Source organism: Thioalkalivibrio sp. ALE20 (genome assembly GCF_000381405.1).
Classification (GTDB): domain Bacteria; phylum Pseudomonadota; class Gammaproteobacteria; order Ectothiorhodospirales; family Ectothiorhodospiraceae; genus Thioalkalivibrio.
The window spans coordinates 42,032-63,411 of the sequence record NZ_KB906476.1 but is presented as its reverse complement, the minus strand read 5'-3'; the positions used below and the strand labels follow the sequence as shown (position 1 = coordinate 63,411).

Below are 21,380 nucleotides of genomic sequence, written 5' to 3'. Positions count from 1 at the left end.
GTTGACCAAGATGCCAAATGTGATTTTTGTCGAAAGTGACGGCCAGACCCACGAAGTGGAAGCCGAGGTCGGATCCTCGTTGATGGCATCCGCCGTGGGGAATGGCGTGCCGGGGATACTGGCCGATTGTGGCGGGGATTGCGCCTGTGCTACGTGCCATGTCTATGTGGATGATGACTGGTCCGAGCGGATCGGTCCGCCCAACCCCATGGAGGATGAACTCCTCTCTGCACGTGAAGACCGGCGGGACAACAGCCGCCTCTCCTGCCAGGTGAACATCGAACCGGACCATGAAGGGCTTCGGGTGTTTCTGCCCGAAGAGCAGTTCTGATGGAACCGGCGATGGGCCGCGTCTTTGACCTTGCCGTCGTGGGCGGCGGATTTACCGGGACGTCGCTCGCCCTCCACCTGGCTCGCGAGAAAGCGGATCTCTCGATCGCTTTCTTCGAACCACGGGGGCGGCTGGGCTACGGGCTCGCCTATGACACCGCAGACCCGTTGCACCGCATTAACGTGCCGGCCGAAAAGATGACCGTCTTTGCGGATGCGCCTGACGATTTCCTGCAGTGGTGCTTGCACGAGGCGGGCGTCGACGAATTCGATCCGGATGCCAGAGGCGCGGACGGGCATTTGTATCCCGCGCGGGGCGATTTCGGACGATATGTGGAGGAGCGGCTCGCCGCACACCCCTTGCCTGTGGAGACGGTCCCTTCTGCCGCGAGGGTCGTGGAACGGGTCTCCGGTGGTTTTCGGGTTGAGGCAGCGAACGGTCAATCGCTCGTAGCCCGGCGGCTGGTCCTCTGCAACAGCCACGGGTCGCCGCAGTTTCCCTGGGCCGCAGACGAGGCGGTCCTTGATCATCCCCGTCGGGTGGACGACCCGTGGAAACGCGAAGCGCTCGGGCGTATCGGAACGCGCGACGAGGTGCTGATTTTTGGTACGGGCCTGACCATGGCAGACACGGTGGTGGGCCTGCTGGACCGAGGCCACGTGGGTCCCATCCGGGCCGTATCCCGGCGTGGCCTGCTGCCCCGCCCGCACGGTTGCTCGTACGAACCCGTCCCGATCGATCCATGCCCGGGGGGCGAGACGCCCGGCCCCGCGAAGTTCCTGCGGATCATCCGCTCCATGCTCGGGGATGCGGAGAGCCGGGGAATGGAGTGGCAACCGGTGATCGAAGGCGTGCGTGCGGCGCTGCCGACGATCTGGCCGCAGTGGTCGATGCGGGAGCGTCGCTCGGTCCTCCGTCATCTGCGCCCGTACTGGGATACGCACCGTTACCGCCTGTCCCCGCAGGTCCTGCAGGTTCTGGCGGATGCACGCTCCAGCGGTCAGCTCACCGTGACGGCAGGATCCATCGTCGGCGTTCGGTTGGATGCAAGTGAAGACCGGTTCCGCGTGGGGATCAGGCCGAGGGGCTCGGAAGAAGCCAGAACGTTTTCCGCGGACTCGCTGGTTAACTGCATCGGCCCCGTGAGTGATATCCGGCGGTCACGTGACCCCCTGTTCTCGGGACTGCTGCAAAAGGAAATGATCGCGGCCGATTCGCTGGGCCTGGGCGTCCAGGTTGATCAGCAATGTCGGGTGCTGGATTCGGACCATGAAGTGGTGCCCGGGCTTTATGCCGCCGGCCCCCTGACGCGTTCGGTGTTCGGCGAGGTCATGGGCGTTCCCGAGATTGCGGCGCAGACCGCCGCGCTGTCCCGTGTGATTAAAAGGGACCCCTTGCCTGAAGCGCAGACATCACCGGACGAAGAGCGAGCGATGCTCTGAGATTCTCTCCATATGGAGTGAGGGGCGCCCGGCATGGAGCCGGGCAGGCGCCCTGGGCGCTGTCGCGTGGTTGCCGCCGTTCCCGGCGGCATGAGGCGTGTCCTTGAGAGGCCCGCCACGGAGGGTGATTAAAAATGCAAATCGCTAATGTTTGATAAAGGAGAAACCATGAGCAGCATCAGTTATCACAATGTCGAATCGGCCCCGGCGCCGGTCGCTCCCTATCACCATGCGGTCGAGGCGGATGGATGGCTTTATGTGACCGGCCAGTTGCCGATCGACCCGTACAATGACGGCGCTCCTCTTCCGGAGGGCATCGTCGCTCAGACCGAGCTGGTTTTTAAGAATATCCAGGAGATTCTCGATCAGGCCGGCTACAAGTTCACCGATGCAGTCTATGTGCGGATGTTCCTGACCCGGTTCCACGAAGATTTTGCCGGGATGAATACCGTTTATACCCAATATTTCGAGCGGGACACGCTTCCTGCCAGGACGACCGTTGGTGTGGCCGCGCTCGGGCGCGACGCCCTCGTGGAGATCGACATGGTCCTGTACCGAGGAAAATAAGATGAAGAGTGGCGGTGTGGTGATCGTGGGCGGTGGGCACGCGGCTGCGGAACTTGCGGCCCATCTGGTTCAGAACGGATACGAGGAGAGGGTCTCCATCATCTCCGAGGAGGACCGGGCTCCCTATCACAGGCCGCCACTCTCCAAGGGCGTTCTGGATGGCGCCCAGCAGCCGGAGGAGATTGCTCTTCGTCCGGAAAGATTCTACGAGGAGCGGGGCATTCAGCTGCTGCTCGGAAGAAAGGTGGTGCGGGTCGACCCGCAAGCCCGTGAGGTACTGCTGGATGACGGGTCGAGCGTCCGGTTCGAGAAACTCGTCATCGCTACCGGCGCTGCGCCGGTCGTTCCTCCGATTGAAGGGGCGGATCTTCCGGGGGTGTGCACGCTGCGCTCGCTGGAAGATGCGATCAGTCTTCGCGAGGCGTTCGGGAGGAGCAGCAGAGTGCTTCTTGTCGGCGGCGGGTACGTCGGCCTCGAGGTGGCGGCCAGTGCAAGGCGCATGGGCCTGGAGGTCGCGGTTCTTGAGGCGGGGGCAGAGGTGATGTCGCGGTCGGTCAGTCCGACGATCGGCGCTTTCATGCGAAGGATCCATGAAGGAAAGGGTGTGGAGGTGAATCTCCGGGCCAGGGTGGAGAAGATCGAAGGGGATTCCCGTTGTCGGGGCGTCACCACGGCGGACGGGATGGTGCATGAGGCGGACCTGGTCGTGCTGGGGGTCGGGGCTGCACCGCGTGACGAGCTCGGGGTGGAATGCGGGCTGGCTTGCGACAGGGGGATTCGAGTCGACGAATTCGGGTTCACCGGGGTGCCGGGCATCCATGCGATCGGTGACTGCTCGGTGATCCATGAGTCCGGTCAGGACGAGGGCCTGCGGCTTGAATCGGTCAGTGGCGCGGTGGGGCAGGCCCGTCGCCTGGCGGCGCATCTGACAGGACGGCCGGATCCCGGACGCGACGTCTTCAATTTCTGGACCCATCAGTACGAATACAAGGTTCAGGTGGCCGGCCTGCCGGGCGGTGACTGGACGACGGAGATCGCGGGGAACATGGACGAGGAGGTGTTTGCGGTGTATCACACCGACGGGGAGGGCCGTGTGCAGGTGGTTGAGGCGGTGAACCATCCATCGGCATTTGTTCGGGGCAAGGCCGCTATCCGCAAGGGCGCGCCAGTCCCCGGGGGGTGAGAGACCCGCTCGTAACGAGTGGAAGGGTTTCAGTCCCGCCGGGGAGCGCGTCTCGCGAGTCCGGTCGAACCGGACTGGCCTGCCCTGGGTCGCCGGCGCCGGTGCCGACCGGAATGCATGCAAGGCTTGCCGGGCAGGTTACCATTCGTTCCTCGTGATAGCGGGGCCCGATCATTGATGGATTGCCTTCTCGAGGTGAGTCACCTCCAAACCGAACGTCTGGGGCCGCTGTCCCTCAGGCTGCAGCCCGGTGAGCTGGTGCAGATCACCGGCGCCTCCGGTGCGGGGAAGTCGCTGCTGCTGCGGGCGATCGCCGATCTGGATCCGAACACCGGCGAGGTGTGGCTGGACGGGCAGGCGCGCGATGCGCTGACGCCGCCGCAGTGGCGCCGGCAGGTGGCCTATGTCCCGGCGGAGACCGCCTGGTGGGGCGATCGCGTGGACGAGCATCTGCCCGCGGACTGGGCGCGCGAGGATGCCGAGTCCTTCCTCGAGCATCTGGGGCTGGAACACGGCGCCCTGGACTGGGAGGTGGAGCGGCTGTCCAGTGGCGAGAAGCAGCGACTGGGGCTGCTGCGGGCCCTGCTGACCGGGCCGCGCGTGCTGCTGCTGGACGAACCCACCGCCAACCTCGACCTGGAGAACACCCGCCGCTTCGAGCGGCTGGTACGGGCCTGGATGGCCGAACGCGAAGCCGCGGCCCTGTGGGTCACCCACGACACCCAGCAGCGCGACCGTCTGGGCGGACGCATCCTGACGCTGAGTGACGGCCGGCCGGAGGGCACATCATGGACCTGATCCGGCTCAGCCCGTTCGACCTCGCGCTGGCGGCGGTACTGGTGGTGCTGCTCGCCGGCGTGACCATGTGGGCCCGCATGGGCGTGGGCCGTACCCTGCTGATCGCCGCCGTGCGCACCGTAATCCAGCTGTTGCTGGTGGGCCTGGTGCTGCAGACCCTGTTCGACCATGCCCACCTGGGATGGGTCGCGCTGATGGCGGTGGTGATGCTGGCGGTGGCCGGTTACGAGGTGATGGCCCGCCAGCAGCGACGTTTTGCCGGGATCTGGGGCTACGGGATCGGCGCGGCCACCATGTTCGTGTCCTCGTTCGCGATTACGGTGCTGGCACTGACGACCATGGTCGGCCCCAGCCCGTGGTGGGAGCCGCAGTACGCGATCCCGCTGCTGGGGATGCTGCTGGGCAACACCATGACCGGCATCGCCCTGGGCCTGGACCGGCTCACGCAGAACGTCTGGCGCGAGCGGCGCACCATCGAGGGCCGGCTGGCGCTGGGGGCGTCGTGGAGCGAGGCCGTCACCACCATGCGCCGCGAGGCGGCGCGTTCCGGACTGATGCCCACCATCAACGCGATGGCCGCCGCGGGCATCGTCAGCCTGCCGGGCATGATGACCGGACAGATCCTCGCCGGCGCGCCGCCGGTGGAGGCGGTCAAGTACCAGATCCTGATCATGTTCCTGATCGCCGCCGGCACCGGCTTCGGCGCCATCGGCGCGGTGTGGTTCGCATCCAGCCGCCTGTTCGACCACCGCCAGCGTCTGCGCCTGGACCGTCTGAAGCCCGGACGCCACACCTGAAGACGAACGAACGGAACGCGTCAGACGGTCAGGTGCTCCCGGACCAGGTCATCGCTCAGTTCGCCCATCTCGCCGCCGGCCACGATCTGGCCGTTGTTGATGATGTCGAAGCGGTCGGCGGTGGCCCTGGCAAACGGCAGCTTCTGTTCGACCAGGAGGATCGTCAGGCCCATCTCGGTGTTGAGCAGCCGGATGACGTCGCTGATCTCGCGCACGATGTTCGGCTGGATGCCCTCGATCGGTTCGTCCAGCAGCAGGATGGAGGGGTTCAGCACCAGGGCACGGCCGATCGCCAGCTGCTGTTGCTGCCCGCCCGACAGGTCGCCACCGCGGCGGCGTGCCATGTCCTTGAGCACCGGGAAGAGTTCATACACTCGTTCCGGGATGTCGCGGGAGCGTTTGCTGGCGAGGGCGACCTGCAGGTTTTCCTCCACCGTCAGGCGCGGGAAGATCTCCCGGCCCTGGGGCACGTAGCCCAGACCCAGCCGCCCGCGTTCGTGGGGCTTGCGGCGGCTGATGTCCTCGCCCTGAAACAGGATCTTCCCGCTCGCGATCGGCAGCAGGCCCATCACGCATTTCAGGAGCGTGCTCTTGCCCATCCCGTTGCGGCCCATCAGGCAGTTGGTCCTGCCTTCAAAGATGTCCAGGTCGATGTCGCGCAGGATGTGGCTGCCGCCGTAATACTGGTTGAGGCCTTCGATCCGAAGCACGTTCAGGTCCTCCCGTGGAATGTTCGAGACGCGGGCGTGCGGATGGTCCCGGTATGGATCGGTGCCACGACTCAGTCCTCCTCGCCCAGGTAGACCTCGCGCACGCGCGGATCGGCCTGAACTTCGTCCATGCGGCCCTCGGCGAGCACGCTGCCCTGATGCAGGACCGTGACCTGGCGGGCGATGGACCGCACGAAGTCCATGTCGTGTTCCACCACCACCACGGAATGGCGGCCGGCGAGGCTGGTCAGCAGTTCGGCGGTCGCCTCGGTCTCCTGGCCGGTCATCCCGGCCACCGGCTCGTCCACCAGCAGCAGGCGCGGCTTCTGCATCAGCAGCGACCCGATTTCCAGCCACTGTTTCTGCCCGTGCGACAGCGACCCGGCCGGGGCGTCGCGCCGCTCCGTCAGGCCGATCAGCTCCAGGGTCTCGTCCAGCTGATCCCGCTGTTCGCCGTTCAGTTTCCAGGTCAGGCTGGTCAGCAGGCCGCGGTCGGCGTGCAGAGCCAGCTCCAGGTTTTCGTGCACCGAATGGTTTTCGAAGACGGTCGGCTTCTGGAACTTGCGCCCGATCCCCTTGCCCGCGATCTCGTGTTCCTTCAGACGGAGCAGATTGATCCGGTTGCCGAACCACGCGGTGCCCGCATCCGGACGGGTCTTGCCGGTGATCACGTCCATCAGGGTGGTCTTGCCGGCCCCGTTCGGGCCGATGATGCAGCGCAGTTCGCCGTCGCCGATGTACAGGGTGAGGTCATCCAGCGCGCGGAATCCGTCGAACGACTTGGTGATGCCCTCCAGGTACAGCGCCATGCCGTGCGAGACGTCGAGCGCCGGGTTCTCCGCGGGGTTGTTGACGAGGTCGAACACCCGGTCCCGGCGCATCGTCTCGCGGAACCGTTCGAGACTTTGCGACACGCCGTTCATGCCTTGCCCTCCTTGCGGCGGGAAAACAGGCCGATCACCCCGCGTGGCATCAGCAGCGTGACGAAGATGAAGATGCCGCCGAGGATGAACAGCCAGAGATCGGGGTGCGCGCTGGTGGCCCAGGTCTTGACCACGTTCACCACGCCGGCGCCGAGGATGGCCCCGACCAGCGTTCCGCGGCCCCCCAGCGCGACCCAGATCGCCATCTCGATGGATGCGGAGGGCACCATCTCCGAGGGGTTGATGACGCCGGTCTGCGGGACGTAGAGCGCGCCGGCGACCCCGCACAGGACCGCGGAGACCACCCAGACGAACAGCTTGTAGCGCAGCGGATCGTAACCGGTGAAGCGCACGCGGTTCTCGGCGTCCCGCACGGCCGTGAGGACCCGCCCGAGCTTGGAGGTCACGATCCAGCGGCACAGCAGGTAGGCCAGGATCAGTGCCAGGGCCGAGACCCAGAACAGGACCAGCCGGGCCTGCGGGGTGCCGAGATCGAGCCCCAGCAGATAGGTGAAGTTCGTCAGTCCGGTGTCGCCGCCGAACCCCGTCTCGGTGCGGAAGAACAGGTGCATCCCGCCGAAGGTGAGCGCCTGCGTAATGATGGCGAAATACACCCCCCGGACCCGGGAACGAAACGCCAGTACGCCGAACACGAACGCCAGCACCCCGGGGACCAGGGCGATCATCAGCAGGGTAAAGAGGAACGAATCGAAGCCCGCCCAGTACCAGGGCCAGTCGCTGTAATCCAGCCACTGCAGGAAGTTGGGCAGGCGGTCCTCGTAGCTGACCCGCGTGAGATGGGCGCCCATCACGTAGCCGCCCATGGCGAAGAAGACCCCGTGGCCCAGGGACAGGATCCCGGTGTAGCCCCAGATCAGATCCAGGGCCAGGGCGACCATGGCCAGGGCGAGGAAACGACCCGCGAGGGTGACCATCCAGCCCGGCATGTGGAACGGGGAATCGGGGGGCACGAACCAGTACAGCACCGGGACCACCACCAGTGCCAGGAACGCGAGGATCGCGAGGATGACCCAGGCGGTCCCGCCGTGCAGCCGGCCGAGATGGGAGATTGCGCTGGACGAATGCATGAAGACGGTCTCCTAATCGTCGGCCGAGCGGCCCTTCAGGGCGAAGATCCCCTGAGGACGCCACTGAATGAACAGGATGATGGCGGCGAACACGATGATGGTGCCGAGTACGGCGCCGACCGCCGGTTCCAGGAATTTGGTGGTCACGCCGATCCCCAGCGCGCTCAGCACGGGACCGAACAGACTGCCCACGCCGCCCAGCACGACGACCATGAACGACTCCACGATGTAGTTCTGGCCCATCTCCGGGCCCACGTTCACGATCTGGGACAGCGCGACCCCGCCCAGGCCGGCCACGCCGGCGCCCATGCCGAAGGTCCACATGTCGACCCGGCGCGCCGGGACGCCCAGACAGGCGGCCATGTCCCGGTTCTGCATGACCGCGCGGACCTCGAGGCCCAGACGCGTCCGGTTCATCAGCACCCAGACCAGCCCGACGACGAAGATCGCGAACACGATGACCCCGACGCGCGAGGTCGACAGACTGACCCCCTGCATGATCTGCACGCTGCCGGAGAACCACGGCGGGCTGGCGACGCTGACGTTCTGTGCACCGAAGATCATGCGGACGGACTGAATCAGGACCAGGCTGATGCCCCAGGTGGCCAGCAGCGTCTCCAGCGGACGGGTGTAAAGAAAACGGATCACGCCGCGTTCCATGGCAATGCCCACGGCACCGGCCGTCAGAAAGGCCAGTGGGACGGCCGCGATCAGGTAGTAATGGAAGTACTGCGGGATGAGAAGGGCGAACAGTGCCTGGGTCATGAAGGTCGTGTAGGCCCCGACCATCAGCAGTTCGCCGTGGGCCATGTTGATCACGCCCATCAGCCCGAAGATGATCGCCAGACCCATGGCGGCCAGCAGCAGCACGCTGCCCATCGAAAGTCCGTAGACGAGGTCGGACACGAAGCGGGCCGTGCGTTCACGCTGCTCGATTGCGCGAACCCCGGCCGCGGCGGCTTCGCGGATCTCCGGGTTCGTCTCGACGGGTTGGCCGTCGTCGTCGCGTTCCAGCAGGGACTGCAGGTCGCTGCGCAGGCGGCTGGCCCGGACCTCGGCCACGATCTCGACGGCTTCCAGCCGACGGGCATCGTCCTCGCTGTCGAGGTCCAGCTGGGCCAGGGCAATGTTCAGAAGGCGTTCCGTTTCCGCGGCCGTTTCCTCGTCGAGGGCGGCGATGATGGCGTCGCGCATCTCCGGACGGGGGCGTTCCGCCAGTTCTTCGGCTGCGGCGAGGCGGGCGGCCGGGTCGTCCGCGAAGATCTGCAGCGCGCCGATGGTCGGGCGCAGCACCCGGCGGATGGGGTTGGTCGCACGTGGTTCGTTCAGATCGCCTGCGTCCAGATCCTCCCGGGGTTCACCGGTAATGGCCTCCCGGAATGTCCCGTCGCGGGCATCCTCGATGATCAGGGTCTCGTCATCGGTGAAAAACAGCCGACGGTCGCGCAGCGCCAGCAGGGCGGGCAGCGTGTCCGCGTCCTGACTGGCCGCGATGTCCTCGATGGCGGCCTGCAGCGCCCGGATGTCCTGAGTGGCCATGGCCCTCAGGAGTTCTGCGGTATCTTCGGCAAGCCCTTCGTCGCTGACTTCGGCCAGTTCGGCTTCCAGTTGTTCTTCCTGCTCTTCTTCGAGCTGCTCGGCCTGTTCCCGGGCTTCTTCCATGGCCGCCGATGCGCCCGGTGACAGCAGGGGCGTCACGAGCAGCGCGCACAGCAGGCCGTTGGCGACACGTGCGGTGAGTCGCATGATTCTCTCTCCTCAGGGTGCCCCGCCACGGATGCGCGGGGGGGCAATCGGGAAGGCCGGCACCGGTGTGGTGCCGGCCGGACGTACCCGGACTCAGAAGCGCAGGTCGTAGGTGGGTTCTTCGCAGTCGCCGCAGACCCAGGGATAGCGCCAGTTCGCCACACGGTCTTCGTTACCTTCGACGTAGTCGCTCCAGGGTTCGGCGCGGACCACGTCATCGGTTTCCCAGACCGGGAAGAACTGACCATCCGGCTGGATTTCGCCAATGATCACGGGCTTGTGCAGATGGTGATTCTCGTCGTCCATGCACACCTCGAATCCCGACGGCGCAGCGACGCACTGCCCGTACACCGCCTGGCGGACGGCGTCGACATCCGTGGTCCCCGCCTGCAGGACCGCCTGGGCCCACATGCGCATGCCGATGTGCGTGGCCTCCATCGGATCATTGGTCACCCGGTCGGAACCACCGGACAGGCCTTCCTGTTCCACGTATTCCATCCACCGCTCGGTGAAGCGTTCGTTCTCCGGGGTCTCGATGGACATGAAGTAGTTCCAGGCGGCGAGGTGGCCCGCGAGGGGGTCGGTGTCCATGCCGCGGAGTTCTTCCTCGCCCACCGAGGTCGCCAGTACCGGAACGTCGATGGGGTCGATCCCCTGGTTCGCGAGCTCCTGATAGAACGCGACGTTGGAGTCGCCGTTGATGGTGTTGATCACCGCGGTGGGGCCATCCTGGGAGAAGCTGTCGATGTCGCTGACCAGGGTCTGGAAATCGGCATGTTCGAACGGGAAGTAGACCTCCTCGATGGCGTCGTCCGAAATCCCGTGGGCATTCAGATAGGCACGCACGATGCGGTTGGTGGTCCGCGGGAAGACGTAGTCAGTGCCGACCAGGAAGAAGCGCTCGGCGCCGCCGCCCTCGTCGCTCATCAGATATTCCACGCCGGGCAGGGTCTGCTGGTTCGGCGCGGCGCCGGTGTAAAAGATGTTGCGCGAGGACTCCTCGCCCTCGTACTGAACCGGGTAGAACATCAGCCCGTTGAGTTCCTCGAGGACCGGCAGGACCGCTTCACGGGACACTGATGTCCACGAGCCGAAGATGACGTCCACGTTCTCGCGCTCGATCATCTCACGGGCGTGTTCGGCGTAGGTGGGCCAGTCGGAGCCGGGGTCCATCACCACCGGTTCGAGTTCGCGGCCCAGCAGGCCGCCGTTTTCGTTGATGTCCTCGATGGTCATCAGGGCCACGTCCCGGAGGGACGTCTCGCTGATGGCCATCGTACCCGACAGCGAGTGGAGGATGCCCACCTTGATCGGATCTTCGTCGGCCTGTGCGGTTATGCCTCCGCCGGTTGCCAGGCCCAGGGCCAGTGCGACACCGGTGGCGGTGCGGGTGGCCCGGCGCGCGAGCGAAATTTGCGGGGGGTGGCTCGTGTTTGGATGCATCGACTGTCTCCGTTCTCCGCTAGGGATCGTTTCCAGGGAACAACCCGGCACTCCGTAATACCGGCGCCGGACATTCCCGGGGCAGCAAGCTGTGTGCCATGAACGGAAAACGGGGTCTTGCGCCCGGTGTCCGCAGTCATCTCCGGTCGGGAGGGGAGGGCGGACTGCATGCACATGGTGCATCTGTCTCGTGATGGGGCGGAGGTTGCCGCACGGGTGTGCATCGTCCGCCGGGCGGTCGCTGCTCAGGCCGATTCCCTGGCGGGGAGCATCCCATGCTCGATGATGAACCGGACGACTTCATCCAGGCCCTCGCCCGTGCGCATGTTCGTGAAGACAAACGGGCGCTCGCCGCGCATGCGCCGACTGTCGCGGTCCATGACCTCCAGCGATGCACCGACCCCCTCGGCGAGATCGATCTTGTTGATCACCAGCAGGTCGGAACGGGTCACGCCGGGCCCCCCTTTGCGCGGGATCTTGTCGCCCGCGCAGACGTCGATCACGTAGATCGTCAGATCGGACAGCTCCGGACTGAAGGTCGCGGACAGGTTGTCGCCGCCGCTCTCGACGAATACCACCTCGAGGCCGGGAAAACGGATGCCGAGGTCGGCCAGGGCCGACAGGTTCATCGAGGCATCCTCGCGGATCGCCGTGTGCGGGCATCCGCCGGTTTCCACCCCGACGATGCGTTCGGCCTCCAGCGCGTCGTGGCGGGTCAGGAACTCGGCATCCTCGCGGGTGTAGATGTCGTTGGTGACCACGGCGATGCTGTACGTCTCGCGCATGCGCTGACACAGGGCCTGGAGCAGGGCCGTCTTGCCGGAGCCGACCGGCCCGCCGATGCCGACGCGCAGGACTCGGGGATTCAGTGACATGGGTGCCTCCCGGGAATTTCGCTAACTGCGGAACAGGCGTGAATACTGGGTTTCGTGCAGGGCGCTGGCGATGGCGACACCGGGGGCCGTGCCGCCAATCGCCGCGTCGTCCCGCGCAAGCCCCTCCCGTGCAGCCCCGCCGATGGTCGAGGCCAGGCGGTGGAGCAGGCGCTGACCGGCGGTCTGCCCCAGCGGGACCAGCTTGATCGCGGCCGCGACCTGGTTCTCGCACCAGGACCAGAGAATCGCCTCGGCTCCTTCCTCGACCGGGATGGACCAGCGCGCCAGCGCCAGCGCGAACAGCGTGGCCCAGGTGGCTTCGGGATGACCCTGCCACCGGTCGGCCTCGTTCAGATCGAGCTCGGACAGCAGACGCGCCAGCGCCTGCCCGAGGTGACGGTCTTCGGCGCGCAGTTCGCGGGTCTCGCGACTGGCGCCCAGCCACGCACTGAACCGTTCGACGGCCTCGTCGTCGTCCTCCAGCCAGGCCCGGTGCAGGCGTGCGAGCAGGGGGATGTCGATCCGGCTCAGGCTGTGGCGGATCTGGCCCTGCATCCAGTCGGCCACCGCGTCCTCGTCCGCGAGCCAGCCCGCTTCGATGGCCCATTCCATGCCGCCGGAATAGCTGTAGGTCCCGACCGGCAGCGTGGGGCTCACCAGTTGCCAGAGACGTCGCCGTGCCAGGCCCGGGTCAGTCAGTTCCGGGTCAGTCAGCCCCGGATCAGTGCGAATGGCCATGGCCGTGACCGCCGTGGGCGTGTCCGTGCCCGTAGGCGCCGGCCTCCGGCTCGAACGGGGCGTGCTCGAAGATCGGATCGAGTCCGATGCCGCGCAGCATGTCGTCCAGCACGTGGTCGTGCAGGTAACGCAGCCGGCCCGGGTCGATCTGCAGGGCAATGTGGCGGTTGCCGAGGTGGTAGGTCGCGCGTGCTAGCAGCAGCGGGTCCTCGCAGTACACGGTGCTGACGGGTTCCGGCGCGGCACGCACTGTGACCCACTCGCCGCTGTCCGCGCGCAGGGCGGACCCGTCGCGCAGCATGCCGCCCCGCTCGAGGAATACGCCGACCTCGTCGCCGGTGTCGAGGGTGGCCCGGAAGCGGCTCTTCATCCGGGTCTCGACCGGCAGATGCAGGGTTCCGGTCACGGTGGTCGGGGCGCTATCGGCGCGTTCGATCAGGTGAATCATGGGGACCTCAGAACAGGAAGTAACGCTGACTCAGCGGCAGCTCGGTAGCGGGTTCGCAGGTCAGAAGCTCGCCGTCGGCACGGACCTCGTAGGTCTCCGGGTCCACTTCCATCTTCGGCAGCCAGTCGTTCAGCCGCATGTCCTGCTTGCCGATCTCGCGGCAGCCGCGGATCGCGACCAGCCTTCGCTCCAGACCCAGCTGGTCGCCGATCCCGGCGGTCAGGGCGGCCTGTGAGACGAAGCTGACGGAGGTGCCGGTCATGGCCGGGCCGTAGCTGCCGAACATCGGCCGGTAATGCACCGGCTGTGGCGTGGGGATGGAGCCGTTGGGGTCGCCCATCGGGGCCGAGGCGATCATCCCGCCCTTGATGATCAGCGCCGGCTTGACGCCGAAAAAGGCCGGATCCCACAGGACCAGATCGGCCAGCTTGCCGGGCTCGACGGAGCCCACTTCGTGGGCCATGCCATGCGCCAGAGCGGGATTGATGGTGTATTTGGCGACATAGCGCCGTGCGCGGAAGTTGTCGTGCTCGGCCGGGTCGCCGGCCAGCGAGCCGCGCTGGGTCTTCATCTTGTGGGCGGTCTGCCAGGTCCGCAGGATCACCTCGCCCACGCGTCCCATCGCCTGTGAGTCCGAGGCGATCACCGAGAACGCACCGAGGTCGTGCAGGATGTCCTCCGCGGCGATGGTCTCGCGCCGGATCCGGCTCTCGGCGAACGCGACGTCCTCCGCGATGTGCGGATCCAGGTGGTGGCAGACCATCAGCATGTCCAGGTGTTCGTCGATGGTGTTCACCGTGAACGGCCGCGTGGGATTGGTGCTGGACGGCAGGACGTGGGCCTCGCCGCAGGCCCTGATGATGTCCGGGGCATGGCCGCCGCCGGCGCCCTCGGTGTGATAGGTGTGGATGGTGCGCCCCTTGAATGCCGCCAGGGTGTCCTCGACAAAGCCGGATTCGTTCAGGGTGTCGGTATGGATGCAGATCTGGATGTCGTGCGCGTCGGCGACCGACAGGGCGCAGTCGATCGAGGCCGGGGTGGTGCCCCAGTCCTCGTGCAGCTTCAGGCCCAGTGCCCCCGCCTTGACCTGCGCGTGCAGGGCGCCGGGTTCGCTGGCGTTCCCCTTGCCCAGAAAGCCCAGGTTCATCGGGAATGCCTCGGCGGCCTTCAGCATCTGCTGGATGTGCCAGGGTCCGGGGGTGCAGGTCGTGGCGTTGGTGCCGGTGGCGGGGCCGGTCCCGCCACCCACCATGGTCGTGATGCCGGAGGTCAGGGCCTCTTCGATCTGCTGCGGACAGATGAAGTGGATATGGGCATCGATGCCACCGGCGGTCAGGATCCGGCCCTCGCCGGCGATGACCTCGGTTCCCGGACCGATGACGATGTCGACACCCGGCTGGGTATCCGGGTTGCCGGCCTTGCCCACCGCGTGGATCCGGCCCTGCTTCAGGCCGACATCGGCCTTGACCACGCCCCAGTAGTCGAGGATGACCGCGTTGGTGATCACGGTGTCCACCACGGCTTCGTCGTGCCGCTGACTCTGGCCCATGCCGTCGCGGATCACCTTGCCGCCGCCGAACTTGACCTCGTCGCCGTAGACGGTCCAGTCGCGCTCCACCTGGATCAGCAGCGCGGTGTCGCCGAGGCGCAGGCGGTCACCGGTGGTGGGGCCGAACATCTCGGCATAGGCGCGGCGGGGAATGGTCTGGCTCATTGCGCATCTCCGTCCAGCGGGCCACCGATGCGGCCCTGGAATCCGAACACCCGGCGCTCCCCGGCGTAGGCCACCAGCTGCACGCTGCGGGTCTGGCCCGGTTCAAAACGCACGGCCGTTCCCGCCGGTATGTCCAGGCGGAAGCCTCGCGCGCGCTCGCGGTCGAAGCGCAGGGCGTTGTTGGTCTCGAAGAAGTGATAGTGAGAACCGACCTGGACGGGCCGGTCGCCGCTGTTGGCCACCTCCAGGGTGACGGTGTCGCGGCCGGCGTTCAGGGTGATGTCGCCGTCCGCGGGCAGGAGTTCACCGGGGATCATCGGGCGCTTCCTCTTAACGGATGGGTTCGTGAACGGTGACCAGCTTGACCCCGTCCGGGAAGGTCGCCTCGACCTGTACCTCCGGAATCATCTCCGGGACGCCTTCGAGTACGTCGTCACGGGTCAGCACCTCGCCGCCCAGGCTCATCAGCTCCGCGACCGAACGGCCGTCGCGGGCCCCCTCGAGGATGGCCGCCGAAATCAGCGCCATGGCCTCCGGGTAGTTCAGCTTCAGCCCGCGCGCCTGGCGGCGTTCCGCCAGCAGGGCGGCCGTGAACAGCAGCAGCTTGTCTTTCTCGCGTGGGGTCAGTTCCATGGATCTTCCGGTGGTCAGGTGTTCCAGATACGGGGTATGCACGGGGGCTGCCCGATGACCGGCTCGCGCAGGAAGGCCCAGGCCCGCTGCAGCAGCGCGCGCACGGTCTCCGCGCCATGGCCCAGACAACGCAGGAACAGGACATCCCCGATCAGCGAGATGCCCAGGCGCAGGGCGTCGGGCGTTCCGAGATGCTCGCGCAGTGCCGGTTCGAGTCCCTCGGGGGCCGGGGTGGCCACCAGCTGGCCCACCACGGGGAAGCCGTCGAGGCCCCAGGGGCGGCTCAGCAGCGGATCGCCGTGGGCCAGATCAAGGCGGTCATGTACCAGCGGTCGGCCGTCGCGCTCGATCCACAGATCCTGGGTGCACACTCCGCCCTCGTAGTGGTCGCCATGCGCCGGGCGTCCCAGGCACAGGACATCCCAGGTGCACAGGCGGGCGCCGGGTCCCAGGCGGAAGTGGTTGTGCAGCATCACGCGGGAGCGACCGTGCAGGATGGTTTCCGTCGGCAGGAACTCCAGGCTCGCGTCGGGCCCCACCGTGAAGCTTTGTTCCTGGCGGGCGCTGGCTGCCTGCGTCCGGTAGAACTTGGCCGCGGCAGGGGTGGTCAGCAGCGCCCGGCTGCCGGCGTCCAGCTCCGCTTCCAGCTGCAGGCGATCGCCGCCGGCGACGCCCCCGGGGGGATGGATCACGTAGCAGTGGCAGACATCGCCTTCGGGGAAGAAGCTTCGCTGCACCAGCAGCGGGCCCTCGTGACGGCGGCGGGCCAGCCGGGTCCGTCCGCCACGCGAGGCGAAGCTCAGCTCCAGGCGCCCGAGCCATCCGTCCCGGGTCTCCGGGACGGTCTCTGTAGCGCCAGCCAGTTCCACGGGGGTCATGTCCACGCCGCTAGACCACCAGCAACAGATAGACGCTGGCGGCGACCATGGCCCCTCCGGCTGCCTGTCCCACCGGGCGATCGAGAGCCGTATCGCGTATCCGGGAGGCGGCCAGTGCGCCGGCGGTCAGCAGCAGGGCGCTGGCCAGCAGGAAACCGGCGGCGAATCTCAGTGCGGACAGGTCGGCCGCCATTTCGGCACCGTGGGCGAAGCCGTGCAGCGCGGCGAAGCCGGCCGCGATCGCGGCGGTCACCACCAGCGGGAGACGCGTGCCGAGAAAGACCAGCACGCCGGTCAGCAACAGCGAGGCGAGGATGCCGAATTCGACGGTCGGCAGTGGTCCTTGCGCCACCCCCACGGCGAAGGCGAGAGCCAGAGTGGCCAGTACCGCCGTGCCGGAGATCAGAGTGCCCGGGATTCGCTGTGAGCGGGCCATCCAGAACCCGATTCCGAGCAGGACCAGCAGGTGATCGAGGCCGGTGAACGGGTGCAGAAAACCCGCAGCGAAGCCCGCTTGTTCGTGGACGTGGTGCCCGTGGTGGGGATGGGCCAGCGCCATCACGGGCGCAAGAAACAGAACAACGAATGCGATGCAGCGTCGATGCAGCATGGTTCTCCTCGCTGGAATCTCGGTGCGGCGCGCAGGAATGCGCCGGCCGTAACCCGTGCAAGCAGGAGCCATGCCATGGCTTCCCGGGAGGGATTGTGGAGCGTGGAGGCGGGTTACGGGGGGGCGATCCGCGCAGCGAATGTTCCGTCGTGGTGCAGCCCGTCTCGGGGTTGCATCAAGATGGATCAGGCTGCCCTGAGAGTGTGCGAGCGCGGGAGGTTTCGAGGCGGTGTCTGCTGATGCCGGGCGGATGCCGGAAGGCATGCAGAGGCGTTACTCCCGGCTGAAGCCGCCACCCCGCGCCGGCCCGGCGCCGGGGTGGCGGACCGGCGCGGCCGGATCAGGCGAACAGCTTGCGGCGGAAGAATTCCGGGGTGGCGCCGGCGGCGCGGTGGATGGCCGCGTTGTAGTAGTGCGTGACGAACGGGATCTCCTCGGCGGCTTCCTCGCGCAGGAAGGCGACCGGGGCGTCCTTGGAGGCGATGGTGCAGGTCCACCAGCCGGAGGGGTAGGTGGGCTGCGGGAAATGCATGGTGAGGGCGTCGATGAAGCCGGTCATGCGCAGGCTGTCATGCATCGGCCGCAGGATGCTGTCGGTGTGCAGCAGCGGGGATTCGCTCTGCTGCACCAGCAGGCCATCGGAGCCCAGCGCCTTTACGCAGTCGCGGTAGAAATCCGCGGAGAACAGGCCTTCGGCCGGGCCGACCGGGTCGGTGGAGTCGACGATGATCACGTCGATGGAGCCCGGTTCCGCGTCCTTGATGTACTGGATGCCGTCGTCGAACAGGAGTTCGGCGCGCGGGTCGTCGTTGGCGTCGCACAGCTCGGGGAAGTACTGCTCGGACAGGCGGGTCACGCGTTCGTCGATATCCACCTGCGTGGCCTTTTCCACCTCGTCGTGCTTGAGTACCTCGCGCAGGGTGCCGCAGTCGCCGCCGCCGATGATCACCACGTTCTTCGGTGCGTTGTGCGAATACAGGACCGGATGCGACATCATTTCGTGGTAGATGAAGTTGTCGCGGCCGGTGAGCATCACGAAGCCGTCGATCACCATCAGGTTGCCGAAGCCCGTGGTCTCGAAGATCTCGATCTTCTGATAGGGCGTCTGCTCCTCGTGGAGCTTTTTCGTGATGCGCAGGGACATCGCGATGTCCTTGTCGGGTTCGCTGAACCAGTGGTCGTCGAGTGCCATCGGGCGGGCTCCCCTTGTGCATGGGTGAACGGTAGGATGCGCCGCCATGATAGTGCCCTGTATCCTGCGGGCAACTCCGAGTCTGCCGTCATTGCGAGGAGCCGCCCTCTGATCCCGTCATTGCGAGGAGGCGCCCTCCCATTCCGGTCATTGCGAGGAGCCGAAGGCGACGAAGCAATCTCCTGAACGACGGGCAGCGCGCCGGAGACCGGCCAGCCCCTCGATGTCCCGGGGGACATGGAAGGCGATTGCCGCGTCGCTTCGCTCCTCGCAATGACGGGACCAGAGGGCCGCTCCTCGCAATGACGGGATCAGAAGGCCGCTCCGGATGACAGAATCAGAAGACCGCCCTCGCAATGACGGGGTATATCCACTGCGAAAGCCGGAATCGCCATGTCTGCCAAACCCTGGAGTCTGGAAGAGGCTCGCGCCACCTACGGCATCGATCACTGGAACGGGGACTTCTTCGAGATCAATGCGTCCGGGCATGTCTGCATGCGCCGGCCGGACTGGCCGGAACACCCCGGCGTGGATCTGCACGCGCTGGCCTGCCGCCTGCGCGAGGAGCACGTGGGCCCGCCGGTGCTGGTGCGCTTTCAGGACGTGCTCGACGGTCGCGTGCGGCGCCTGTCGCGTGCCTTCGCGCGGGCGGCCGAGGAGCTGGATTACCAGGGCGACTTCACCGCGATCTATCCGATCAAGGTCAACCAGCAGCGCTCGGTGGTCGAGCGCATCCTCGCCGCCGGCGATCACGCGGATGCCGAAGGCCACCGGCCGCAGGTGGGGCTGGAGGCCGGTTCCAAGCCGGAGCTGATCGCGGTGCTGGCGCAGTCGCGCCCGGGCTCGGTCATCATCTGCAATGGCTACAAGGACCGCGAGTACGTGCGACTGGCCCTGATCGGGCGGCAGCTCGGCCACCGGGTGTACATCGTGATCGAGAAGCCCTCCGAGCTCGAGGAGGTGATCCGCCAGGCTGAAGCCATGGACGTTTCGCCGCTGCTGGGGCTGCGTGTGCGCCTGGCGTCCATCGGCAAGGGCAAGTGGCAGAACACCGGCGGCGAGAAGGCCAAGTTCGGCCTTTCCGCGGCGGACGTGCTGGCAATCCTCGAGCGCCTGCGCGGGCTCGACTGGCTCGATCGCCTGCAGCTGCTGCATTTCCACATGGGGTCGCAGATCGCCAACATCCGCGACATCCAGAACGGCATGGGCGAGGCGGCCAGTTACTTCGCCGCGCTGCACGAGGCCGGGGCCGGTATCCGCGTGGTCGACGTGGGCGGCGGCCTGGGCATCGACTACGAGGGCTCGCGCTCGCGCAACGAATGCTCCATCAACTACTCGGTGGAGGAATACGCCCTCAATATCCTGCGCCCGCTCAGCCGTATCTGCCACGAGCACGACCTGCCCATGCCCGAGGTGTTCAGCGAATCCGGCCGCGCGCTGACCGCGCATCACGCGGTGCTGATCACCAACGTGATCGACTGCGAGCCGGCCCCCGGGGACGGCCCCGTGCCGCCGCCGGCCGCCGACGAGCCGCCCGAGATCGCGACCCTGCGGGCGCTGCTGGAGGACAGCGCGCGTCCGCCGTCCGAGGTCTTCCACGACGCCGCCTGGCATCTGGCCGAGGTGCAGGCGCAGTTCGCCCGCGGCATGCTGTCGCTGGCCGACCGCGCCCGCGCCGAGGCGCTGTACTTCGCCCTGTGCCAGCGACTGCTGGCGGACCCGGACGCCCTGCCGGCCGAGATCCATGCCGAACTGACCGACAAGCTGGCGGACAAGGTCTTCTGCAACTTCTCCGTGTTCCAGTCCATCCCCGACACCTGGGCGATCGACCAGATCTTCCCCATCATGCCGCTGCACCGGCTGGATCAGGCGCCCACGCGCCGGGCGGTGCTGCAGGACCTGACCTGCGACTCCGACGGCCACGTGGAGTACTACGTGGAGCGCGAAGGCACCCACACCACGCTCGCCCTGCACGAATGGGAGCCCGCGCAGCCGTATTATCTGGGCATCTTCCTGGTGGGGGCCTATCAGGAGATCCTGGGCGATCTGCACAACCTGTTCGGCGACACCGACACGGTGAACGTCGAGCTCACCGCCGACGGCGGCTACCGTCTGGTCGACCCCGAACGCGGCGACACCGTGGACGAACTGCTGTCCTACGTGCATTTCGCCCCCGACGACCTGCGCCGCGCGTTCCGCGCCCGCATCGACGCCGCCGGCCTGCGCGGCGAGGCGGCCGGGCGGCTGCTGGCGGAACTGGAACACGGCCTGACCGGCTACACCTATCTGGAGGACTGAAATGCAGTGCTACGTCTATCGCGCCACGCGGCGCGCCGACACCTATGTCTATCTGCCGGAGAAGGACGATTTCTCCGATCTGCCCGACACCCTGATGAAGGCCCTGGGCAGCCTCGAATTCGCGCTGGAGTTCGAGCTGACCCCCGACCGCACCCTGGCGCAGGAAGACCCGCAGAAGGTCCTCGCCAACCTGCAGGACCAGGGCTTCCACCTGCAGGTCCCGCCGCCGGACGACAAGCTCGACCCGTGGCAGGGCGGGGTGTCGGGCTGATCGGAGCGGACGCTTACCAGAGGCAGCGGATCGGGAATGTCTGCAGGGCCGGGTCCGCGGTGACCAGCGGGACCTGTTCCAGTTCGGCCTGAGCTGCGAGGACCCGGTCGAACGGGTCCCGGTGTTCCTGGGGGTAGGACCCGGCATGGATGGCCTGTCGGTAATTCACGGCCAGATGCGAGAACCCGTCGGCGGTGATCAGCTCATCGAAGTCGCGGAGCACCCTCGCCCCGATCGCGAGCTTGCCCAGACGGCACTTGGTCGCGATCTCCCAGGCGCTGGCCGCACTCACCAGCACCGTGTGTGTTTCGTCCTGGATGGTATTTCTGGCAGTGGTGGAGAGTTTCGGGTCGTCGGTCATCCACCACAAGAGGGCGTGCGTATCCAGCAGGACTCGCATCACTCTTCCCATGCCCGAAGTTCTTCCTCGGGCAGGGGCTCGAAGAAGGATTCCTCCACACGGCCCTTAACCCTGCCGGGCTGCCGTTTCTGCGGTGTGCCCTCCAGCGGGACCAGCCGTGCATAGGGGCGCCCGGCGCGCGACAGGATGATCTCCTCGCCGTCGTGTGCCCTTTTCAGCAGACGCGATAAATGAGTTTTCGCTTCATGCACGTTCACGGTGGTGGTCATCAAGGCACCTGTGCGACCTGGTCATCTGATTAGTCTATGCGAGGGACGCTGTCGCGACAACGCTA

24 protein-coding genes are annotated in these 21,380 nt (G+C 66.8%); 8 read left to right on the top strand and 16 right to left on the bottom strand.

Going from position 1 to position 21,380, the window contains the following annotated elements; genetic code table 11:
• The first annotated feature begins 10 nt into the window (after positions 1–10).
• From F790_RS0109750 to fetB, 6 genes are all read left to right on the top strand, one after another.
• Entirely contained in the window at positions 11–331 is a 321-nt protein-coding gene (locus tag F790_RS0109750) for a 2Fe-2S iron-sulfur cluster-binding protein (protein ID WP_024329285.1), read from the top strand.
• A complete protein-coding gene (locus tag F790_RS0109745) occupies positions 331–1,773 on the top strand; it encodes an FAD/NAD(P)-binding protein (protein ID WP_024329284.1) in 1,443 nt (480 codons plus the stop codon). Before F790_RS0109750 ends, F790_RS0109745 begins: the two co-directional genes overlap by 1 nt.
• A gap of 168 nt (positions 1,774–1,941) precedes the next feature.
• The gene (locus F790_RS0109740) at positions 1,942–2,340 is read left to right on the top strand and encodes a RidA family protein (RefSeq protein ID WP_018946703.1); all 399 of its coding nucleotides are present in this window, start codon (positions 1,942–1,944) and stop codon (positions 2,338–2,340) included.
• Between the two features lies 1 nt (position 2,341).
• The gene (locus F790_RS0109735) at positions 2,342–3,523 is read left to right on the top strand and encodes an NAD(P)/FAD-dependent oxidoreductase (RefSeq protein WP_019591538.1); all 1,182 of its coding nucleotides are present in this window, start codon (positions 2,342–2,344) and stop codon (positions 3,521–3,523) included.
• A gap of 177 nt (positions 3,524–3,700) precedes the next feature.
• Positions 3,701–4,321: an ATP-binding cassette domain-containing protein gene (locus tag F790_RS0109730; RefSeq protein WP_019591537.1), complete on the top strand. Its 621-nt coding sequence runs from the start codon at positions 3,701–3,703 to the stop codon at positions 4,319–4,321.
• A complete protein-coding gene (gene fetB, locus F790_RS0109725; protein WP_019589969.1) occupies positions 4,312–5,118 on the top strand; it encodes an iron export ABC transporter permease subunit FetB in 807 nt (268 codons plus the stop codon). The genes F790_RS0109730 and fetB overlap by 10 nt, the downstream gene beginning before the upstream one ends.
• A 20-nt stretch (positions 5,119–5,138) precedes the next feature.
• On the opposite strand, the gene urtE is transcribed toward fetB, so the two are convergent.
• The 14 genes from urtE to speE form a co-directional block, all read right to left on the bottom strand.
• Positions 5,139–5,828 carry an urea ABC transporter ATP-binding subunit UrtE gene (gene urtE / locus F790_RS0109720; RefSeq protein ID WP_019591536.1) on the bottom strand — a complete coding sequence of 230 codons (690 nt, stop codon included), beginning with the start codon at positions 5,826–5,828 and terminating at the stop codon, positions 5,139–5,141.
• A 71-nt stretch (positions 5,829–5,899) separates the two neighbouring features.
• Positions 5,900–6,751, bottom strand: coding sequence for an urea ABC transporter ATP-binding protein UrtD (gene urtD, locus F790_RS0109715; RefSeq protein ID WP_019591535.1), 852 nt, complete (start codon positions 6,749–6,751; stop codon positions 5,900–5,902).
• Positions 6,748–7,839, bottom strand: coding sequence for an urea ABC transporter permease subunit UrtC (gene urtC, locus F790_RS0109710; RefSeq protein ID WP_019591534.1), 1,092 nt, complete (start codon positions 7,837–7,839; stop codon positions 6,748–6,750). The genes urtD and urtC overlap by 4 nt, the downstream gene beginning before the upstream one ends.
• A gap of 12 nt (positions 7,840–7,851) precedes the next feature.
• Complete coding sequence (gene urtB / locus F790_RS0109705; RefSeq protein ID WP_019591533.1) at positions 7,852–9,585, bottom strand: urea ABC transporter permease subunit UrtB; 1,734 nt, start codon at positions 9,583–9,585, stop codon at positions 7,852–7,854.
• A gap of 93 nt (positions 9,586–9,678) precedes the next feature.
• Positions 9,679–11,028, bottom strand: coding sequence for an urea ABC transporter substrate-binding protein (gene urtA / locus F790_RS0109700; protein WP_019591532.1), 1,350 nt, complete (start codon positions 11,026–11,028; stop codon positions 9,679–9,681).
• 245 nt (positions 11,029–11,273) lie between these two features.
• On the bottom strand, positions 11,274–11,903 hold the full coding sequence (ureG, locus tag F790_RS0109695) for an urease accessory protein UreG (RefSeq protein ID WP_019591531.1): 630 nt from the start codon (positions 11,901–11,903) through the stop codon (positions 11,274–11,276).
• Between the two features lie 21 nt (positions 11,904–11,924).
• The gene (locus tag F790_RS0109690) at positions 11,925–12,641 is read right to left on the bottom strand and encodes an urease accessory protein UreF (protein ID WP_019591530.1); all 717 of its coding nucleotides are present in this window, start codon (positions 12,639–12,641) and stop codon (positions 11,925–11,927) included.
• Positions 12,625–13,089, bottom strand: coding sequence for an urease accessory protein UreE (gene ureE, locus F790_RS0109685; RefSeq protein WP_019591529.1), 465 nt, complete (start codon positions 13,087–13,089; stop codon positions 12,625–12,627). The genes F790_RS0109690 and ureE overlap by 17 nt, the downstream gene beginning before the upstream one ends.
• Positions 13,090–13,096: 7 nt before the next feature.
• Entirely contained in the window at positions 13,097–14,803 is a 1,707-nt protein-coding gene (gene ureC, locus F790_RS0109680) for an urease subunit alpha (RefSeq protein WP_019591528.1), read from the bottom strand.
• A complete protein-coding gene (locus F790_RS0109675) occupies positions 14,800–15,120 on the bottom strand; it encodes an urease subunit beta (RefSeq protein WP_019591527.1) in 321 nt (106 codons plus the stop codon). Before F790_RS0109675 ends, ureC begins: the two co-directional genes overlap by 4 nt.
• Before the next feature lie 13 nt (positions 15,121–15,133).
• Positions 15,134–15,436 (bottom strand): urease subunit gamma, encoded by a 303-nt coding sequence (ureA, locus tag F790_RS0109670; protein ID WP_018869210.1) that lies wholly within the window; start codon positions 15,434–15,436, stop codon positions 15,134–15,136.
• Positions 15,437–15,450: 14 nt separating this feature from the next.
• Entirely contained in the window at positions 15,451–16,314 is an 864-nt protein-coding gene (locus tag F790_RS0109665) for an urease accessory protein UreD (RefSeq protein ID WP_019591526.1), read from the bottom strand.
• Positions 16,315–16,324: 10 nt separating this feature from the next.
• Positions 16,325–16,924, bottom strand: a complete 600-nt coding sequence (locus F790_RS0109660) for a HupE/UreJ family protein (protein ID WP_019591525.1) — start codon at positions 16,922–16,924, stop codon at positions 16,325–16,327.
• A gap of 340 nt (positions 16,925–17,264) precedes the next feature.
• Positions 17,265–18,116, bottom strand: a complete 852-nt coding sequence (gene speE, locus F790_RS0109655) for a polyamine aminopropyltransferase (RefSeq protein ID WP_019591524.1) — start codon at positions 18,114–18,116, stop codon at positions 17,265–17,267.
• Between the two features lie 393 nt (positions 18,117–18,509).
• Here speE and speA point away from each other — a divergent pair, with 393 nt between their 5' ends.
• A complete protein-coding gene (gene speA / locus F790_RS0109650) occupies positions 18,510–20,414 on the top strand; it encodes a biosynthetic arginine decarboxylase (protein WP_019591523.1) in 1,905 nt (634 codons plus the stop codon).
• A 1-nt stretch (position 20,415) separates the two neighbouring features.
• A complete protein-coding gene (locus F790_RS0109645; protein ID WP_019021675.1) occupies positions 20,416–20,685 on the top strand; it encodes a YcgL domain-containing protein in 270 nt (89 codons plus the stop codon).
• A gap of 13 nt (positions 20,686–20,698) precedes the next feature.
• Here the strand turns inward: F790_RS0109645 and F790_RS0109640 are convergent, their stop codons facing one another.
• Positions 20,699–21,085: a type II toxin-antitoxin system VapC family toxin gene (locus F790_RS0109640; protein WP_019570243.1), complete on the bottom strand. Its 387-nt coding sequence runs from the start codon at positions 21,083–21,085 to the stop codon at positions 20,699–20,701.
• Positions 21,085–21,315 (bottom strand): type II toxin-antitoxin system Phd/YefM family antitoxin, encoded by a 231-nt coding sequence (locus F790_RS0109635; RefSeq protein WP_018869217.1) that lies wholly within the window; start codon positions 21,313–21,315, stop codon positions 21,085–21,087. Before F790_RS0109635 ends, F790_RS0109640 begins: the two co-directional genes overlap by 1 nt.
• Positions 21,316–21,380 lie beyond the last annotated feature (65 nt).

Coding starts and splice junctions, on each gene's coding strand:
- ureE (WP_019591529.1), bottom strand. CDS start 13,089: ATGATTCACCTGATCGAACGCGCCGATAGCGCCCCGACCACCGTGACC.
- ureC (WP_019591528.1), bottom strand. CDS start 14,803: ATGAGCCAGACCATTCCCCGCCGCGCCTATGCCGAGATGTTCGGCCCC.
- speE (WP_019591524.1), bottom strand. CDS start 18,116: ATGGCACTCGACGACCACTGGTTCAGCGAACCCGACAAGGACATCGCG.
- F790_RS0109640 (WP_019570243.1), bottom strand. CDS start 21,085: ATGCGAGTCCTGCTGGATACGCACGCCCTCTTGTGGTGGATGACCGAC.
- F790_RS0109740 (WP_018946703.1), top strand. CDS start 1,942: ATGAGCAGCATCAGTTATCACAATGTCGAATCGGCCCCGGCGCCGGTC.
- F790_RS0109665 (WP_019591526.1), bottom strand. CDS start 16,314: ATGACCCCCGTGGAACTGGCTGGCGCTACAGAGACCGTCCCGGAGACC.
- ureG (WP_019591531.1), bottom strand. CDS start 11,903: ATGTCACTGAATCCCCGAGTCCTGCGCGTCGGCATCGGCGGGCCGGTC.
- F790_RS0109745 (WP_024329284.1), top strand. CDS start 331: ATGGAACCGGCGATGGGCCGCGTCTTTGACCTTGCCGTCGTGGGCGGC.
- urtD (WP_019591535.1), bottom strand. CDS start 6,751: ATGAACGGCGTGTCGCAAAGTCTCGAACGGTTCCGCGAGACGATGCGC.
- fetB (WP_019589969.1), top strand. CDS start 4,312: ATGGACCTGATCCGGCTCAGCCCGTTCGACCTCGCGCTGGCGGCGGTA.
- F790_RS0109730 (WP_019591537.1), top strand. CDS start 3,701: ATGGATTGCCTTCTCGAGGTGAGTCACCTCCAAACCGAACGTCTGGGG.
- ureA (WP_018869210.1), bottom strand. CDS start 15,436: ATGGAACTGACCCCACGCGAGAAAGACAAGCTGCTGCTGTTCACGGCC.
- F790_RS0109645 (WP_019021675.1), top strand. CDS start 20,416: ATGCAGTGCTACGTCTATCGCGCCACGCGGCGCGCCGACACCTATGTC.
- F790_RS0109735 (WP_019591538.1), top strand. CDS start 2,342: ATGAAGAGTGGCGGTGTGGTGATCGTGGGCGGTGGGCACGCGGCTGCG.
- speA (WP_019591523.1), top strand. CDS start 18,510: ATGTCTGCCAAACCCTGGAGTCTGGAAGAGGCTCGCGCCACCTACGGC.
- urtC (WP_019591534.1), bottom strand. CDS start 7,839: ATGCATTCGTCCAGCGCAATCTCCCATCTCGGCCGGCTGCACGGCGGG.
- F790_RS0109635 (WP_018869217.1), bottom strand. CDS start 21,315: ATGACCACCACCGTGAACGTGCATGAAGCGAAAACTCATTTATCGCGT.
- urtB (WP_019591533.1), bottom strand. CDS start 9,585: ATGCGACTCACCGCACGTGTCGCCAACGGCCTGCTGTGCGCGCTGCTC.
- F790_RS0109675 (WP_019591527.1), bottom strand. CDS start 15,120: ATGATCCCCGGTGAACTCCTGCCCGCGGACGGCGACATCACCCTGAAC.
- F790_RS0109750 (WP_024329285.1), top strand. CDS start 11: ATGCCAAATGTGATTTTTGTCGAAAGTGACGGCCAGACCCACGAAGTG.
- F790_RS0109690 (WP_019591530.1), bottom strand. CDS start 12,641: ATGGCCATTCGCACTGATCCGGGGCTGACTGACCCGGAACTGACTGAC.
- F790_RS0109660 (WP_019591525.1), bottom strand. CDS start 16,924: ATGCTGCATCGACGCTGCATCGCATTCGTTGTTCTGTTTCTTGCGCCC.
- urtA (WP_019591532.1), bottom strand. CDS start 11,028: ATGCATCCAAACACGAGCCACCCCCCGCAAATTTCGCTCGCGCGCCGG.